This is a genomic window from Roseicyclus sp. (assembly GCF_052168335.1).
Classification (GTDB): Bacteria; Pseudomonadota; Alphaproteobacteria; order Rhodobacterales; family Rhodobacteraceae; genus Roseibacterium.
Map to the genome: position 1 here is coordinate 1 of NZ_JBQLZP010000663.1, position 13,856 is coordinate 13,856.

Consider the following 13,856-nt stretch of genomic DNA (forward strand, 5'->3'; position numbering starts at 1 on the left):
GAGGTGCCAGTCGAGCGAGCGGTCGTGGTTCCACTCCCGCTCCTGCCCGAACTCGCCCCCCATGAAGAGGAGCTTCTTGCCCGGATGCCCCCACATGTAGCCGTAGTAGGCGCGCAGGTTCGCGAACTTCTGCCAGCGGTCGCCGGGCATCTTGCCCAGGAGCGAGCCCTTGCCGTGGACCACCTCGTCATGGCTGAGCGGCAGGACGAAGTTCTCCGACCAGGCGTAGACGAGGCCGAAGGTCATCTCGTGGTGGTGATGCTTCCGGTGCACCGGGTCCTGGCTCATGTACTGGAGCGTGTCGTGCATCCAGCCCATGTTCCACTTGAAGTCGAAGCCGAGCCCGCCTTCGGAGACGGGCCGCGAGACGCCGGGCCAGGCGGTGCTCTCCTCGGCGATGGTGAGCGCGCCGGGGGCGTAGTCGCGCGCGACCTCGTTGACGCCCTTGAGGAAGTCGATGGCGTCGAGGTTCTCGCGCCCGCCGTAGCGGTTGGGAATCCACGCGCCCTCGTCGCGGCTGTAGTCGAGGTAGAGCATCGAGGCCACCGCATCGACCCTCAGCGCGTCGACATGCAGCTCCTTCAGCCAGTAGACCGCCGAGGCGCGCAGGAAGTTCGCCACCTCGCGCCGCCCGAAGTTGTAGATCAGCGTGTTCCAGTCGCGGTGGAAGCCCTGCCTGGGGTCCGCGTGCTCGTAGAGCGCGGTGCCGTCGAACTGGCCGAGGCCGTGGGCGTCCGAGGGGAAATGCGCGGGCACCCAGTCGACGATCACGCCGATGCCCGCGCCGTGCAGCCGGTCGACGAGCGCGGCGAAGTCCTCGGGCGTGCCGAAGCGCGAGGTGGGCGCGAACATGCCCACCGGCTGATAGCCCCAGGACCCCGAGAAGGGATGCTCGCTCACCGGCAGGAACTCGACATGGGTGAAGCCCATCTCGCGGACGTATTCGACGAGCTGCCCGCCGAGCGTGGCGTAGTCGAGCGTCTCGCCTTCGAGCGTGCGCCGCCAGCTCCCGAGGTGGACCTCGTAGATCGAGACCGGCTCCTTCCGCCGGTCGCGGGCCTGCGCCCCGGTCCAGTCGCCGTCCTGCCAGTCGTGGCGCGGCAGGCCGTGGACGATGGAGGCGGTCGCGGGCGGCGGCTCGGCCCGCGTGCCGACGGGGTCGGCCTTGAGCGGCTGGAGATGACCGTAGGCGCCGAGGATCTCGTACTTGTAGACCTCGCCACGCCCGATGCCGGGCACGAAGATCTCCCACACGCCGGTCGAGCCGCGCCGCCGCATGGCGTGGCGCCGCCCGTCCCAGGCGTTGAAGTGCCCCACGACCGAGACGCGCCGCGCGTTCGGCGCCCAGACGGCGAAGGCGGTGCCCTCGACGCCCTCGTGCTCCATCGGGTGCGCGCCGAGGCGGCGGTAGAGCTCCTCGTGGCGCCCCTCGCCGAGGAGGTATTCGTCCATCTCGCCCAGCACGGGGCCGAAGGCGTAGGGATCGGCCAGTTCCCATTCGTGGCCCGTCGCGTTCCTGAGGCGCAGGCGGTAGGGCTGCCGCTTCTTGCGCCGCTTGAAGCAGGCATGGAAGAAGCCCTCGGGGTCGATCCGCTCGAGCGCGCCGAGGTCCTTGCCCTTGAGGTCCGTGACCGTCACCTCGGTCGCGTCGGGGGCGAAGACGTTGACGGTGACGGGGCCGCCCTCCTCCTGGTGCATGCCGAGCACGCGGAACGGGTCGCCGTGATGGCCGCGCAGGATCGCCTCGATCTCGGAGGGGTGGGGCGCGGTGTCGGGGTGGGTGTCGGGGGTCATCATGCCTCGTCTTCGATCAGGGACAGGAGGCCGCGGAGCGGCATGTCGAGCCAGTCGGGCCGCATCGCCATCTCGTAGCCGACCTCGTAGACGGCCTTCTGGATGAGCAGCAGGTCGAGGAGCGCGCGGCCCGTTTCGGGGTCGTCGGGGTGGACGGCCGCGCCCTCCATCGCCTCGCCGTAGGCGCCGAGGAAGGCGCCCTGCGTGGCGCGCCGCCAGCCGTCGACGCCGGCCACCGTCCGGGCAGGATCGGCGCCGAGTTCCAGCCTGCGCCGAAGCGTCGTCCACAGCGCGTAGTCGAAGCTCCGCAGCATCCCCGCCACGTCGCGCAGCGGCGGGTGCTTCGCGGTCCGTTCCGCGAGGCTGCGCGTGGGCTCGCCCTCGAAGTCGATGATGACCACGTCGCGCTGGGCCACGAGCACCTGGCCGAGGTGGTAGTCGCCGTGGATGCGGCAGAGCCCGCCCGAGGGCGCGGCGCCCGCCACAAGCTCGATCCGCTCCATCAGCGTGGCGCGCCGGTCGAGGAGCGCGCGCGCGAGCGGGTCGGCCCCGTCGTCGAGCTGGCCGACGCGCATCTCGAGCCGGGCCAGCATGTCGGTGGCCTCGCGGCGGACGTCCCCGGCTATCCGCGTCAGGTGGTCGGAGGCGAGGGGCTCCATCCCGAAGGCGCTGCCGGGCGCTCCGCTCGAGAGCGCGCGGTGCAGCTCGGCCGTCCGCTGGCCCAGCACGCGCCCGAGGTCGAGCGGCCCGCCCATGGCGGCCACGTCCTCGTCGCCCTCGCGCGTCTCGAGAAGCTCCATCTCGCGCTCCAGCGCCTCGGTCACGTAGGTCCAGGCGTCGCCCTGGTTGCGCACGAACTCGGTCGCGGCGGCGAGCGTGGTGTGCCCGCCCTCGGCGTCGGTCCAGTCGATGGTGCCCAGAAGCGGCGGCGTCGCCTCGAAGTCGGTCTCCTCGGTCAGGAAGCGCGCGATCTCGATGTCGGGCTGGATGCCCTGCCGGAGGCGGCGGTAGAGCTTCAGGATCAGCCGGTCGGAAAAGGCGATCGACGCGTTGGACTGCTCCGCCGAGAGGAGGCGCGGCTCGCCCGGGTCCTCCGCGACCTCGGCCAGACGCCCGGTGGGGTTGAAGGCGAGGCGTCCCTCGGCGCCCGCGTCGATCTCGCGTCCTTCGACGAGCGCGTCCAGAAGCGCGATCGCCATCGTCTCCTCCGCCGCGCCGTCGAGCACCGCGCCGAGCCGGTTGGCGCGCCGCAGCCGGGCGAGCGTCGCGGGCAGGCGGGGGCCGAGGGTCGGGTCCTCCTCGCCCCAGGCGGCCGAGAGCGGCACGAAATAGCGCTGCTCGTCGCCGGCGACCCGCACATCCACCACGGCGAGGAGGTGGCGGTCGTCCATCGCGGCGAGCGGGCGCAGCCGCGCGCGCTCGATCCGCTCCTCCTTGGCCGCGAACCAGCGCTGGAGCGGCAGGTATTCGCGGAGCGAGCGGCGCTCGAAGTCGCTGGCGTCGCCGTCGGTCAGCGCGCCCGCGATCGTCCCGTCGCGCGTGGTCAGCGTGATGAAGTCCGGCAGGACCTGCGCGTAGCCCTTGTGCCAGGAGGGGGCCTCGCCCGCGTCCTCCAGGAGGAACCAGTAGAACCCGTAGGCGGGCAGGGTCAGCAGGTAGGGCAGTTCGCCGACCGGCGGGAAGGGCGACTGGCCGGTCAGTTCGATCGGCACGCGGCCCTCGAATTCCGACAGGTCGATCTCGGCCGCCTGCGCCTGCCGCGAGAGGTTCGCGACGCAGAGCACGGCCTCCTCGCCGTGGCGCCTCAGGTAGGCGAGCACCTTCCTGTTGCGGGGATAGAGGAGCTCGATCCCGCCGCGCCCGAAGACGCTCTGGCGCTGGCGCACGGCGATCATGCGCTTCATCCAGTTCAGGAGCGACGAGGGCGAGGATTGCTGCGCCTCGACGTTCACGGCCTCGTAGCCGAAGACGGGGTCCTGGATCGTCGGCAGGTAGAGCTCCTGGGGATTGGCGCGGCTGAAGCCCGCGTTGCGGTCGGCCGACCACTGCATCGGCGTGCGCACCCCGTCGCGGTCGCCGAGATAGTAGTTGTCGCCCATCCCGATCTCGTCGCCGTAGTAGACGACGGGCGTGCCCGGCATGGACAGGAGCAGCGAGTTCAGAAGCTCGATGTTGCGCCGGTCGTTCTTCAGCAGCGGCGCGAGGCGGCGGCGGATCCCCATGTTGATCCGCGCGCGCCGGTCCGAGGCGTAGAAGTCCCACAGATAGTCGCGCTCGCGGTCCGTCACCATCTCGAGCGTCAGCTCGTCGTGGTTCCTGAGGAAGATCGCCCACTGGCAGGTCTCGGGGATCGGGGGCGTCTGGCGAATGATGTCCGTGATCGGGTAGCGGTCCTCCTGCGCCACGGCCATGTACATCCGCGGCATCAGCGGGAAGTGGAAGCCCATGTGGCACTCGTCGCCCTCGCCGAAATAGGGGCGCGTGTCCTCGGGCCACTGGTTCGCCTCGGCCAGCAGCATCCGGTCGTCGTAATGCGCGTCGAGATCGGCGCGGATCGCCTTCAGGACATCGTGCGTCTCGGGCAGGTTCTCGTTGTTGGTGCCCTCGCGCTCGACCAGGTAGGGGATCGCGTCGAGTCTGAGGCCGTCCACCCCCATGTCGAGCCAGAAGTGCATGACGTCGAGCACCTCGCGCAGCACCTCGGGATTGTCGAAGTTGAGGTCCGGCTGGTGGTCGAAGAAACGGTGCCAGTAGAACTGCTCGGCGACCGGGTCCCAGGACCAGTTGCTGTCGTGGGTGTCGTTGAAGATCACCCGTGTGCGGTCCATCCACTTCGCCGGATCGTCCGACCACACGTAGAAGTCGCGCTCGGGGCTGCCCTTGGGCGCGCGGCGGGCGCGCTGGAACCACTCGTGCTGGTCAGACGTGTGATTGATCACGAGCTCGGTGATGACCTTGAGCCCGCGCCGGTGCGCCTCCTCCACGAAGCGGCGGAAGTCCTCCATCGTGCCGTAGGTCGGGTTGATCGCCTTGTATTCCGCGATGTCGTAGCCGTCGTCCCTGAGCGGCGAGGGATAGAACGGCAGGAGCCAGATCGCCGTGGCGCCAAGCTCCTGCACATGGTCGAGCCGCTGCATCAGGCCGGCGAAGTCGCCGACCCCGTCGCCGTTCGAATCCTGGAACGCCTTGACGTGGATCTGGTAGATGACCGCGTCCTTGTACCAGTCGGCGGCCTGGCCCGCGGGATCGGGGGCCACGAGGTCTCGGTCGACGACGCTCATCGCGCACCTCCCGGGGGAAAGAGTTTCCAGATGGCGTAGGGCCGCTCCTGGGGGTGGAGCGCGAGGCGGTGGTGCTTGCCGTGCCAGGTGAAGCGGTTGCCGTGGATCGCGTCCTCGACCTGGAGCGAGGCCTCGTCGGGCAGACCGAACTCCCACAGCGGCAGCTCGAAGTCGAACTCGGCCGCGCCGAAGGGATCGACGAGAACGTGGAACAGCAGGTAGTTGCGCGCCGCCTCGTCGAAGCGGCCGTAGTAGAGCACGCGGTCGTCATGGGCCGCGAAGAACCGCACGTTGTGGAAGTTCCGCATCGCCGGGTTCTCGCGCCGGATGCGGTTGATGAGGCGGATGTCCTCCTTGATGTTGCCCGGCGCGTCCCAGTCCCGGTGCTTCAGCTCGTATTTCTCGGAGTGAAGGTATTCGTCCTTGGGCGGCAGCCACTCCGCCTCGCAGAGCTCGAAGCCCGAGTAGAGCCCCCAGTTGGAGACGAGCGAGCCCGCCATCACCGCCCGCGTGCGGAAACCGGGGCGCCCCGAATTGTGGTTGAACCACGGGTTGATGTCGGGGGTGTTGGTGAAGAAGTTCGGCCGCATGTAGTGGCGGCTCTCCTCGGTCGAGAGCTCGGTCACGTAGGTCGCGAGCTCGTCCTTCGAGTTCCGCCAGGTGTAGTAGGTGTAGCTCTGGTTGAAGCCCACCTTGGCGAGGCGCTTCATCACCTTGGGGCGCGTGAAGGCCTCGCTGAGGAAGATCGTCTCGGGGTGGTCTCGACGCACCTCGGCGATGATCCACTCCCAGAACGGGAACGGCTTTGTGTGCGGGTTGTCGACGCGGAAGATCGTGACGCCATGCCCGATCCAGAACAGGAAGAGGTCGCGGATCGCCTCCCAGAAGGGCGCGTTCGGCGCCTCGCCCGCGTAGTAGCGGAAATTGACGATGTCCTCGTATTTCTTGGGCGGGTTCTCGGCGTGGCGGATCGTGCCGTCCGGTCGGCGCTCGAACCAGTCGGGATGCTCCTCGATCCAGGGATGGTCGGGCGAAGCGTTGAGCGCGATGTCGAGCGCGATCTCGAGGCCCCTGGCCCGCGCCGCCTCGACCAGCGCGTCGAAGTCCTCGAGCGTGCCGAGCTCGGGGTGGACGGCGTCCATGCCCCCGTCGGGCGAGCCGATGGCATAGGGGGAGCCCACGTCCTCCGGCCCGGCCCTCAGCGCGTTATTCCGTCCCTTGCGGTTCGTCGTGCCGATGGGATGGATCGGCGGGAAGTAGAGCACGTCGAAGCCGAGGTCCCGCACGTAGTCGAGCCGTCCGATCACGTCGCGGAAGGTGCCGTGCTGTCCCTCCGGTCCCTGCGAGCGGGGAAAGAGCTCGTACCACGCCGAGAAGGCCGCGCGCTCGCGGTCGACCCAGACGGGAACGGGGCGCGAGCGGGTGAGGTTGTCGCGCGGGCCGTGCGCCGCCATCCACGCCGCCGTCTCAGGCGCGAGCAGCGTCGCGGCGTCGCCGGTCTCGGCCGCGCGGCGGAGGTCCTTCACGCGCTGGGCCTCGCCGCGCGGCGCCTTGAGGGCGGCGAGGATCTGCGCGGCCTCCTGCAACTCGACGCGGATCTCCTGTCCGGCCTCGAGCTTGCGCGCCATGTCGCGCGCGAGCGTCGCCCAGGTATCGCGCCAGGCGAGGATCTCGAAATGGCCGGGTCCGGTGCGGGCGAAGGCGGTCTCGGCCGTCCAGCGGTCGTTGCCCTCGAAGGTCATCGGCACGAGGTCGCCCGAGGAGGTCGCGACGGCGGCGGCGAAGACCTCGTGGCCGTCGCCGAAGACGTCCGCCGACACCGTCATCGGCCAGCCCTCGACCGCCTTCGCGGCGAAGCGCCCGCCGTCGATGTCCGGGTCGATCCCCTCGATGACGAGTCTTCGGGATGCCAGCTCCGTCAGTCGCTCGGCAGATGCCCTGCGGCTCTCTCTGCGGCCCTCTTTCGCCGCCATTCCACGTCTCCCCGTTCCGATCCGTCCTGTCCCGCGCAACGCCGGCGGCGGGCGGGTCTGCGGGGATCAACCGGCGGGGCGGGATGATGTTCCGGAGTTTTCCGGGAAGGGCATGAGGGGAGGGTGCTGGGATGCCCGGGGCAGGGCGCGGAACGGGGCGCCGGGCACGCCTTTCCCAGGCGCGTCAGGCGCGCGCCTCGCGAGGTCCGCCGGGCGGTCAGGCGCCTTGGGCGCGCCTGAGCCGATGGGAGCGCGTCAGGCCTTCGCCGTCTTCCGCGTGGCCTTGCGTGTGGCGCGCGCGGGCGCGGCAGAGGCCTCGGCCGCGCTCTTCGTGCGGCGGGTCCGCTTCGGTGCGGGGCCGGCGGCGGCGAGGAGCGCACGCGCGCGCTGCCAGTGCGCCTCGGCATGGCCCTCGGGCCGGCCCTCGTCGAGCCAGATGTAGTAGGCGGCCGTGCGGATGTGGTCTTCGGAACCGGTCATGGTCGTCCTCCTGTCGGAGCCGTTCCTGCGAAGGGCGGGCGGCTGCATCTGCAATGATTTCGCGTGACGGAAGTTTGCGGCCCCCGTGTGACGGCTTCATGACGCGCCGCGCGGAGGAGCCGCGACATCGGCCGGAACTTCCCGCTCGCCCGCCCGTTGACCCAAAGCGGGGCGGCCGCTTGGCGGGCTGTCGCCTGAGGGGTCCGCACGTTGCCCGGAGCGGTGCGGCCCCGTGCCCGAACATGCCCGCGAGGGAGGACATCCGACGTGACCGCAGAGCTGACCCTCCGGGACCGCCGGATCGCGCTCGCCCTGCTCGGCGTGGCGATCCTCGTCGGCATCCTGATGGCGGCGGCCGGCGCGGGGGAGGCCTTCGGCGTCCACGGCTTCATCGTGATCCTCTTCGCCGCGCTGCTTGCCGCGCCGCTGCTGCGCGCCCTCGACGAGCCCGAGCCCGACGCGGCGCGCGTCCGGTCGTATTACGACGACCCGATCAAGGTGGGCATCGTGCTGGCGATGATCTGGGGCGTGATCGGCATGGCCTTCGGCGTCTGGGTCGCGGCGCTTCTGGTCTGGCCGGACCTGACCTTCGACGCGGCCTGGGCGAGCTTCGGACGCCTGCGGCCGGCCCACACGACGGCGGTGATCTTCGGCTTCGGCGGCTCGGCGCTGATCGCCACCTCCTACCAGGTGATGCAGCGCACCAGCCGCGCGCGCCTCGCGGGCGAGTTCGGCCCGTGGTTCGTGCTCTGGGGCTACCAGCTCTTCGTGATCCTCGCGGTCTCGGGCTACCTGCTGGGGATCACCCAGTCGAAGGAATACGCCGAAGCGGAGTGGTATGCCGACCTCTGGCTCGTCGTCGTCTGGGTCGCCTATTTCGTCCTCTACATGCGCACCCTCGCGCGGCGGAGCGAGCGGCACATCTACGTGGCGAACTGGTACTACCTCGCCTTCATCGTGATCGTCGCGGTCCTGCACATCGTCAACAACCTCGCGCTGCCCGTCTCGCTCGCCGGTTCGCAGAGCTACATCGTCTGGTCCGGCGTGCAGGACGCCATGATCCAGTGGTGGTACGGCCACAACGCCGTCGCCTTCTTCCTGACGGCGGGCTTCCTGGGCATGCTCTACTATTACCTGCCCAAGCGGGCGGAGCGGCCGATCTATTCCTACCGCCTGTCGATCCTGTCCTTCTGGGGGATCGTGTTCTTCTACGTCTGGGCGGGCTCGCACCACCTGCACTACACCGCGCTGCCGCACTGGGCGCAGACGCTGGGGATGACCTTCTCGGTGATGCTGCTCGTGCCGTCCTGGGCGACGGCGGCCAACGCGCTCCTCACGCTGAACGGGGCGTGGCACAAGATCCGGGACGACGCGACGCTGCGCTTCATGATGGTGGCCGCGATCTTCTACGGGCTCACCACCTTCGAAGGCTCGTTCCTCGCGATCCGGGGGGTGAACGCGCTGTCGCACTACACCGACTGGACGGTGGCGCATGTGCACGCGGGCGCGCTCGGCTGGAACGCGATCCTGATCTTCGGGGCGGTCTATTCCGCCGTGCCCGTCATCTGGCGGCGCGAACGCATGTGGTCGAACCGCCTGGTCGAGTGGCACTTCTGGCTCGCGGTGATGGGCACGGCGATCTACGTCTACGCGCTCTGGAACGCGGGCATCACGCAAGGGCTGATGTGGCGCACCTACACCGACACCGGGGTGCTGCAGTATTCCTTCATCGAGAGCGTGCTCGCCATGATCCCCTACTACGTCGCCCGCGTGGCGGGGGGCGCGGCCTTCCTCCTCGGCACGCTGATCGGCTGCTTCAACATATGGATGACGATCCGGCAGGCGCCCGAGGCCCATCTCGCCCGCGACCGGCCCGAGGGGGCGCGCGACGGCAAGGTTCCGGCGGAGTGAGCCCATGAGACGCGCATACGCCCTCCTCCTCGCCGCCGTCGCGCCGTTCCGGGCCTTCTTCCACGCCGTCTTCCGCGGGCATTACCGGCTCGAGCGGCACACCTACGGGCTGGTGGCCGGCATCCTCGTGGCGGGCGGGATCGGCGGCGCGGTCGAGATCGCGCCGCTCTTCACCATCGACGAGACGGTGGAGGAGGTGCCCGGCATGCGCCTCTACACGCCGCTCGAGCAGGCGGGGCGCGACCTCTACATCCGCGAGGGCTGCTATGTCTGCCACAGCCAGATGGTGCGGACGCTCCGTGACGAGGTGGACCGCTGGGGTCCGTATTCGCTCGCCGTCGAGTCGCAGTACGACCACCCGATGCTCTGGGGCTCCAAGCGGACGGGGCCGGACCTCGCGCGCGTGGGGGGCAAGTATTCCGACGCCTGGCACGTCGCGCATCTCTACTACCCGCGCGAGGTGGTGCCCGAGTCGGTGATGCCCGCCTACCGCTGGCTCGCCCGCAACCCGGCACCCATCCTCGACATGCGCGAACGGCTCGAGACGCTGCGCGCGGTGGGTGTGCCCTACACCGACGCGCAGATCGAGAACGCGGTGGCCGACGCCCGCGCGCAGGCCGACCCGGACGGGCCGGGCGTCGACGGGCTGGTCGAGCGCTACGGCGAGGCCACCAACATACGCAACTTCGACGGCCAGCCCGGCGTTACCGAGATGGACGCGATGGTGGCCTATCTCCAGGTTCTCGGCACGCTCGTCGACATCGACGTGGTGCGCGAGGCCACGGGCTACGGCCCGCCCGCCGACGCCCTGATCGACGACGGACAGATCGTCGACGTCCCCGAAGCCCTCGAGGAGTGAGACCATGGACTTCGACCACGAGACGCTGGTCGCCTTCGCCAGGACCTTCGGCCTCGTCTACCTCGTCGTGATGTTCCTCGGTTCGGTCGTCTACGCCTTCTGGCCGGCCAAGCGCGACGAGTTCGGCCGCGCCTCGCGCAGCGTCCTCGACGACGAGGAGGGGCCATGTCCGTAGAGGAGCGCGACCCCGAGACGGGCCACCGGACCACCGGCCACGACTGGAACGGCATCAAGGAGCTCAACACCCGCGTGCCCCGCGCGGTCTGGTGGGCCATCGGGATCACGCATGTCTGGGCGCTGGCGGTCTGGCTCCTGCTGCCGGCCTGGCCGCTGGGCGAGACCTACACCGAAGGCCTCCTCGGCGTGGACCAGCGCGAGCTCGTCGCCGGCGAGATCGAGGCCGGCCAGCGGTTCCGCGCGCACTGGGTCGCGCGCTTTGACGGCGAGAGCCTGACGGAGGTGCGCGCCGACGACACGCTGGTCGAGATCGTGCGCGGCGCGGGCCCCGCCCTCTGGGAGGACAATTGCGGCGTCTGCCACGGGCGCTTCGGGCGGGGCGGCCCCGGCTTCCCGAACGTCGTGGACGAGGAATGGCTCTGGGGCGGCAGCGACGCGCAGATCCTCGAGATGATCCGCGTCGGCGTGAATTCGCAGCATCCCGAGACCTTCATCTCGCAGATGCCCGCCTTTGACGGCGTCCTCTCGCGCGACGAGATCGGCGCGGTGATCGCCTATGTCCAATCCTTCTCCGCCGAGACCGAGACGGCGCCGGAGACGCTGGAGCAGGGCGCGCAGATCTTCCTCGATAACTGCGCGAGCTGCCACGGCGAGGACGCCATGGGCATCGACGAGATCGGCGCGCCGAACCTGACCGACGCGGCCTGGATCTACGGCGGCGACGACGAGACGATGCTCGAGACGTTGCTCGGCGGTCGCATGGGCTGGATGCCCGGATGGGAGGGGCGCATCACCGACGCCGAGATCAAGATGCTCGCCGTCTACCTCCTCGATGTCCTGCCGGAGCGCGCGCCATGAGCGGGGCAGGGCAGAGACCCCTCGGCCCGCGCGGGCGCTGGACGCTCGCGGGGATCGGCGCCGGGATCGTGGCGCTGCTGGCGGTGGCGAACGTGCACCTTGTCACCGTGTCGCTGTCCTCGGACCCCGGCTGCGTCGCGCACCGAACCGAGCCCGGCGACGCGGACGCGGGAACATTGCGCGCCGCGCGCTCGGACTGCTGATGGGAGAAACCGATGGAACGCGAAAGCCTGCCGAAGGTCGTGCCCCCGCTGCCCCGCCCGAACGAGCGGGCGCGGAACCTGCCGCGCCGCACCGCGCTGGAGTGGCTCGAGGCGGGCTGGCGCGACTTCCGCCGCAACCCGGGCCCGAGCCTCGCCTACGGGCTGCTCGTCTGGCTCGTGTCGGCCGTCGTCGTCTGGGGCATCTTCCGCTTCGACGTGGAGTATGTCTTCTTCCCGGCGCTGAGCGGCTTCATGGTCCTCGGTCCGCTCATGGCGGGTGGGCTCTACGAGAAGAGCCGCAGGCTCGAGACCGGCGAGGACACGCGCCTCGGACAGATGCTCTTCGTGCGCATGGCCTCGAGCTACCAGGCGGTGTTCCTCGGCCTCCTCCTCCTGCTCCTCTTCCTCCTGTGGCAGCGCGCCTCGGTCCTGCTCTACGCGCTCCACATCGGGGTCCGGCCGTTTCCGGGCTTCGACGAGATGCTGGCGCAGATCCTCACCACCTGGATGGGCCTGTCGCTGATCTTGACGGGCGCGGTCGTCGGCGGCCTCTTCGCCGCCTTCGCCTTCGCCATCAGCGTCTTCTCCCTGCCCATGATGCTGGAGGAGCGGACGGACGCCCTGACCGCCATGGGGATCAGCCTCGCGCTCGTCTGGAACAATCTCGAGGTCATGCTGGCCTGGGGCGCGATCGTGGTGGCGGTGTTCCTTCTGTCGCTCGTGAGTGTCGTGGGCCTCGTCGTCGCCTTCCCGGTGCTCGGCCACGCGACCTGGCACGCCTATCGCGCGATCCGGGTCAGCCGGGGGGAGCGGGTCCTCTACTGGCCCGAGCCCGACGCGAGCCCGCCCGGGGGCGGGGCATGAGCGCGCTCGGCCTTCTGATCGCCGTGTCCGTGGGGATGGGCCTCGTCGGCGTGGGCGCCTTCGTCTGGGCGCTGCGCGACGGGCAGTTCGAGGACATGGAGGGCGCCGCCCACCGTATCCTCGCGCCCGAGGACGAGCCCGAGGAGCGCGACTAGGACGAGACCAGCGCGCCGAACCCCGCCGCGACGGCGAGCCCCGCACCGACGAAACCCACGAGCATCAGGAGCCCGTCGCGGAAGAGCAGGCCGAGCCCGAAGACCGAGATCACGATCATCGGCCCCGAGGTCGCGAAGGGCACCAGTTCCAGCGGCGGCACGGTCAGCAGGAGCGCGAGGATCACGATCCCCGCCGCCCTCCGCCCGGCCGGTCCCGCGAAGCGCGAGAGCCGCGCATGGAGCTGCGCGTCGATCCGCTTGGTCAGCGGCTTCAGCCACTCCACCGACTGCATGACCCGGTCCGACGGAAGCTTCCGCCGCCGCAACCAGCCCGGCGCCCAGAGATGTTCGTAGCCCATCAGGAGCCGCGCGGTGATGATGGCGATGGTGAGCGCGAGCAGGGTGGGAAAACCGGGGATGCCCCCGAGCGGCGACAGCTCGATCAGCGGCAGCACGGCGAGGGCGGCGCCGTAGCCCCGGTGATCGAGCGCGTCGATCAGGTGTCCGACCTCGACGCGGTCGCCCTGCGTCTCGCCGGCGGCGTGGCCGAGTTCGTCGACGATGTCGCTGAGGGTGCCCTGCTCCTGTCTCATGTTCCGTCTCCGCTCGCGCATTGCCGGGCCAACACGCGGGGCGGGGCAAGCGTTCCGGGCTTGTCGCTCCGTGGAAGGCTTTCCTTGACGACTTCGTGCTTTCCTCGCGCGCGGGGCGTGGCGGCGGGCGCCGCGTCACGGGGGATGCCATGGAGACGACGCAAGGCGAGGGGTCGGAACGGGTGCGCGGGCTGATCCTCGCGGCCTGCGTCTTCTCGGTCTTCACCAACCTCCTCCTGCTCACCGGGCCGCTCTTCATGCTGCAGGTCTACGACCGCGTGCTCGCCGCCCGGTCGGAGGAGACGCTGGTGGCGCTCTTCGCGCTCGTCGTGGCGCTCCACGGGTTTCTCTGGGCGATCGACCATGCGCGCGCGCGCGTCCTGTCGCGGGCGGGGGGGCGGCTCCACGACCGGCTGAAGGCCCCGGCCTTCCGCGCGGCGCTGGCGGGCGAGGGGCCACGGCTGCGCGAGCTCGAGACGGTGCGCGCGTTCCTCGGCGCGCCGGTGGCCCTGTCGTTCCTCGACCTGCCGTGGACGCCCCTCTTCCTCGCGGCGATCTTCGTCTTCCATCCCGCGCTCGGATGGCTGGCGCTGGCGGGCGGCGCGGTGCTCGTGGGCGCCGCCGCGCTGAACCGGGTGCGCGCCCGCCGCGCCCGCTCCGACGCGGCCGAGGCCGCCGCCCGCCTCGCGCGCCAGGCGGGGGAGGCGC

Annotated in this window: 12 protein-coding genes and 1 pseudogene; 8 read left to right on the forward strand and 5 right to left on the reverse strand. The window is 70.4% G+C overall.

All coding sequences use genetic code 11. The features are described 5' to 3' along the window. The 4 genes from glgB to ACTS11_RS20225 form a co-directional block, all read right to left on the reverse strand. A partial coding sequence (gene glgB, locus ACTS11_RS20210; protein WP_442642091.1) for a 1,4-alpha-glucan branching protein GlgB occupies window positions 1-1,794 on the reverse strand: 1,794 nt, incomplete at its 3' end. After that, a complete protein-coding gene (treS, locus tag ACTS11_RS20215; RefSeq protein ID WP_442642081.1) occupies window positions 1,794-5,075 on the reverse strand; it encodes a maltose alpha-D-glucosyltransferase in 3,282 nt (1,093 codons plus the stop codon). The genes glgB and treS, both read right to left, overlap by 1 nt. Beyond that, window positions 5,072-7,048 carry an alpha-1,4-glucan--maltose-1-phosphate maltosyltransferase gene (locus tag ACTS11_RS20220; protein WP_442642082.1) on the reverse strand — a complete coding sequence of 659 codons (1,977 nt, stop codon included), beginning with the start codon at window positions 7,046-7,048 and terminating at the stop codon, window positions 5,072-5,074. Before ACTS11_RS20220 ends, treS begins: the two co-directional genes overlap by 4 nt. A 255-nt stretch (window positions 7,049-7,303) precedes the next feature. Then, window positions 7,304-7,528 carry a DUF2934 domain-containing protein gene (locus ACTS11_RS20225; protein WP_442642083.1) on the reverse strand — a complete coding sequence of 75 codons (225 nt, stop codon included), beginning with the start codon at window positions 7,526-7,528 and terminating at the stop codon, window positions 7,304-7,306. Between the two features lie 345 nt (window positions 7,529-7,873). Between ACTS11_RS20225 and ccoN the strand changes: the two genes are divergently transcribed. Genes ccoN through ccoS form a run of 7 tightly spaced genes read left to right on the forward strand, consistent with a single transcriptional unit; the run spans window position 7,874 to window position 12,555 of the window. Next, on the forward strand, window positions 7,874-9,439 hold the full coding sequence (ccoN, locus tag ACTS11_RS20230) for a cytochrome-c oxidase, cbb3-type subunit I (RefSeq protein ID WP_442642092.1): 1,566 nt from the start codon (window positions 7,874-7,876) through the stop codon (window positions 9,437-9,439). A gap of 4 nt (window positions 9,440-9,443) precedes the next feature. Continuing rightward, a complete protein-coding gene (gene ccoO, locus ACTS11_RS20235) occupies window positions 9,444-10,298 on the forward strand; it encodes a cytochrome-c oxidase, cbb3-type subunit II (protein WP_442642084.1) in 855 nt (284 codons plus the stop codon). Window positions 10,299-10,302: 4 nt separating this feature from the next. Beyond that, window positions 10,303-10,473, forward strand: coding sequence for a cbb3-type cytochrome c oxidase subunit 3 (locus ACTS11_RS20240; protein ID WP_442642085.1), 171 nt, complete (start codon window positions 10,303-10,305; stop codon window positions 10,471-10,473). Further along, window positions 10,464-11,333: a cytochrome-c oxidase, cbb3-type subunit III gene (gene ccoP, locus ACTS11_RS20245; protein ID WP_442642086.1), complete on the forward strand. Its 870-nt coding sequence runs from the start codon at window positions 10,464-10,466 to the stop codon at window positions 11,331-11,333. Before ACTS11_RS20240 ends, ccoP begins: the two co-directional genes overlap by 10 nt. After that, complete coding sequence (locus ACTS11_RS20250; protein ID WP_442642087.1) at window positions 11,330-11,536, forward strand: hypothetical protein; 207 nt, start codon at window positions 11,330-11,332, stop codon at window positions 11,534-11,536. The genes ccoP and ACTS11_RS20250 overlap by 4 nt, the downstream gene beginning before the upstream one ends. A gap of 12 nt (window positions 11,537-11,548) precedes the next feature. Next, window positions 11,549-12,400, forward strand: a complete 852-nt coding sequence (locus tag ACTS11_RS20255) for a DUF2189 domain-containing protein (protein WP_442642088.1) — start codon at window positions 11,549-11,551, stop codon at window positions 12,398-12,400. Next, window positions 12,397-12,555, forward strand: a complete 159-nt coding sequence (ccoS, locus tag ACTS11_RS20260; protein WP_442642089.1) for a cbb3-type cytochrome oxidase assembly protein CcoS — start codon at window positions 12,397-12,399, stop codon at window positions 12,553-12,555. Before ACTS11_RS20255 ends, ccoS begins: the two co-directional genes overlap by 4 nt. Here the strand turns inward: ccoS and ACTS11_RS20265 are convergent. Next, window positions 12,552-13,148, reverse strand: coding sequence for an exopolysaccharide biosynthesis protein (locus tag ACTS11_RS20265; RefSeq protein ID WP_442642090.1), 597 nt, complete (start codon window positions 13,146-13,148; stop codon window positions 12,552-12,554). The genes ccoS and ACTS11_RS20265 overlap by 4 nt on opposite strands. A gap of 149 nt (window positions 13,149-13,297) precedes the next feature. Between ACTS11_RS20265 and ACTS11_RS20270 the strand changes: the two are divergent. After that, window positions 13,298-13,856: pseudogene (locus ACTS11_RS20270) on the forward strand (type I secretion system permease/ATPase); the annotation flags it as partial.

What these genes read in the sequence shown, in the direction of transcription:
- treS (WP_442642081.1), bottom strand. Translation starts at nt 5,075, where the DNA reads ATGAGCGTCGTCGACCGAGACCTCGTGGCCCCCGATCCCGCGGGCCAG.
- ACTS11_RS20225 (WP_442642083.1), bottom strand. Translation starts at nt 7,528, where the DNA reads ATGACCGGTTCCGAAGACCACATCCGCACGGCCGCCTACTACATCTGG.
- ccoS (WP_442642089.1), top strand. Translation starts at nt 12,397, where the DNA reads ATGAGCGCGCTCGGCCTTCTGATCGCCGTGTCCGTGGGGATGGGCCTC.
- ACTS11_RS20240 (WP_442642085.1), top strand. Translation starts at nt 10,303, where the DNA reads ATGGACTTCGACCACGAGACGCTGGTCGCCTTCGCCAGGACCTTCGGC.
- ccoO (WP_442642084.1), top strand. Translation starts at nt 9,444, where the DNA reads ATGAGACGCGCATACGCCCTCCTCCTCGCCGCCGTCGCGCCGTTCCGG.
- ACTS11_RS20255 (WP_442642088.1), top strand. Translation starts at nt 11,549, where the DNA reads ATGGAACGCGAAAGCCTGCCGAAGGTCGTGCCCCCGCTGCCCCGCCCG.
- ACTS11_RS20250 (WP_442642087.1), top strand. Translation starts at nt 11,330, where the DNA reads ATGAGCGGGGCAGGGCAGAGACCCCTCGGCCCGCGCGGGCGCTGGACG.
- ccoN (WP_442642092.1), top strand. Translation starts at nt 7,874, where the DNA reads ATGGCGGCGGCCGGCGCGGGGGAGGCCTTCGGCGTCCACGGCTTCATC.
- ccoP (WP_442642086.1), top strand. Translation starts at nt 10,464, where the DNA reads ATGTCCGTAGAGGAGCGCGACCCCGAGACGGGCCACCGGACCACCGGC.
- ACTS11_RS20220 (WP_442642082.1), bottom strand. Translation starts at nt 7,048, where the DNA reads ATGGCGGCGAAAGAGGGCCGCAGAGAGAGCCGCAGGGCATCTGCCGAG.
- ACTS11_RS20265 (WP_442642090.1), bottom strand. Translation starts at nt 13,148, where the DNA reads ATGAGACAGGAGCAGGGCACCCTCAGCGACATCGTCGACGAACTCGGC.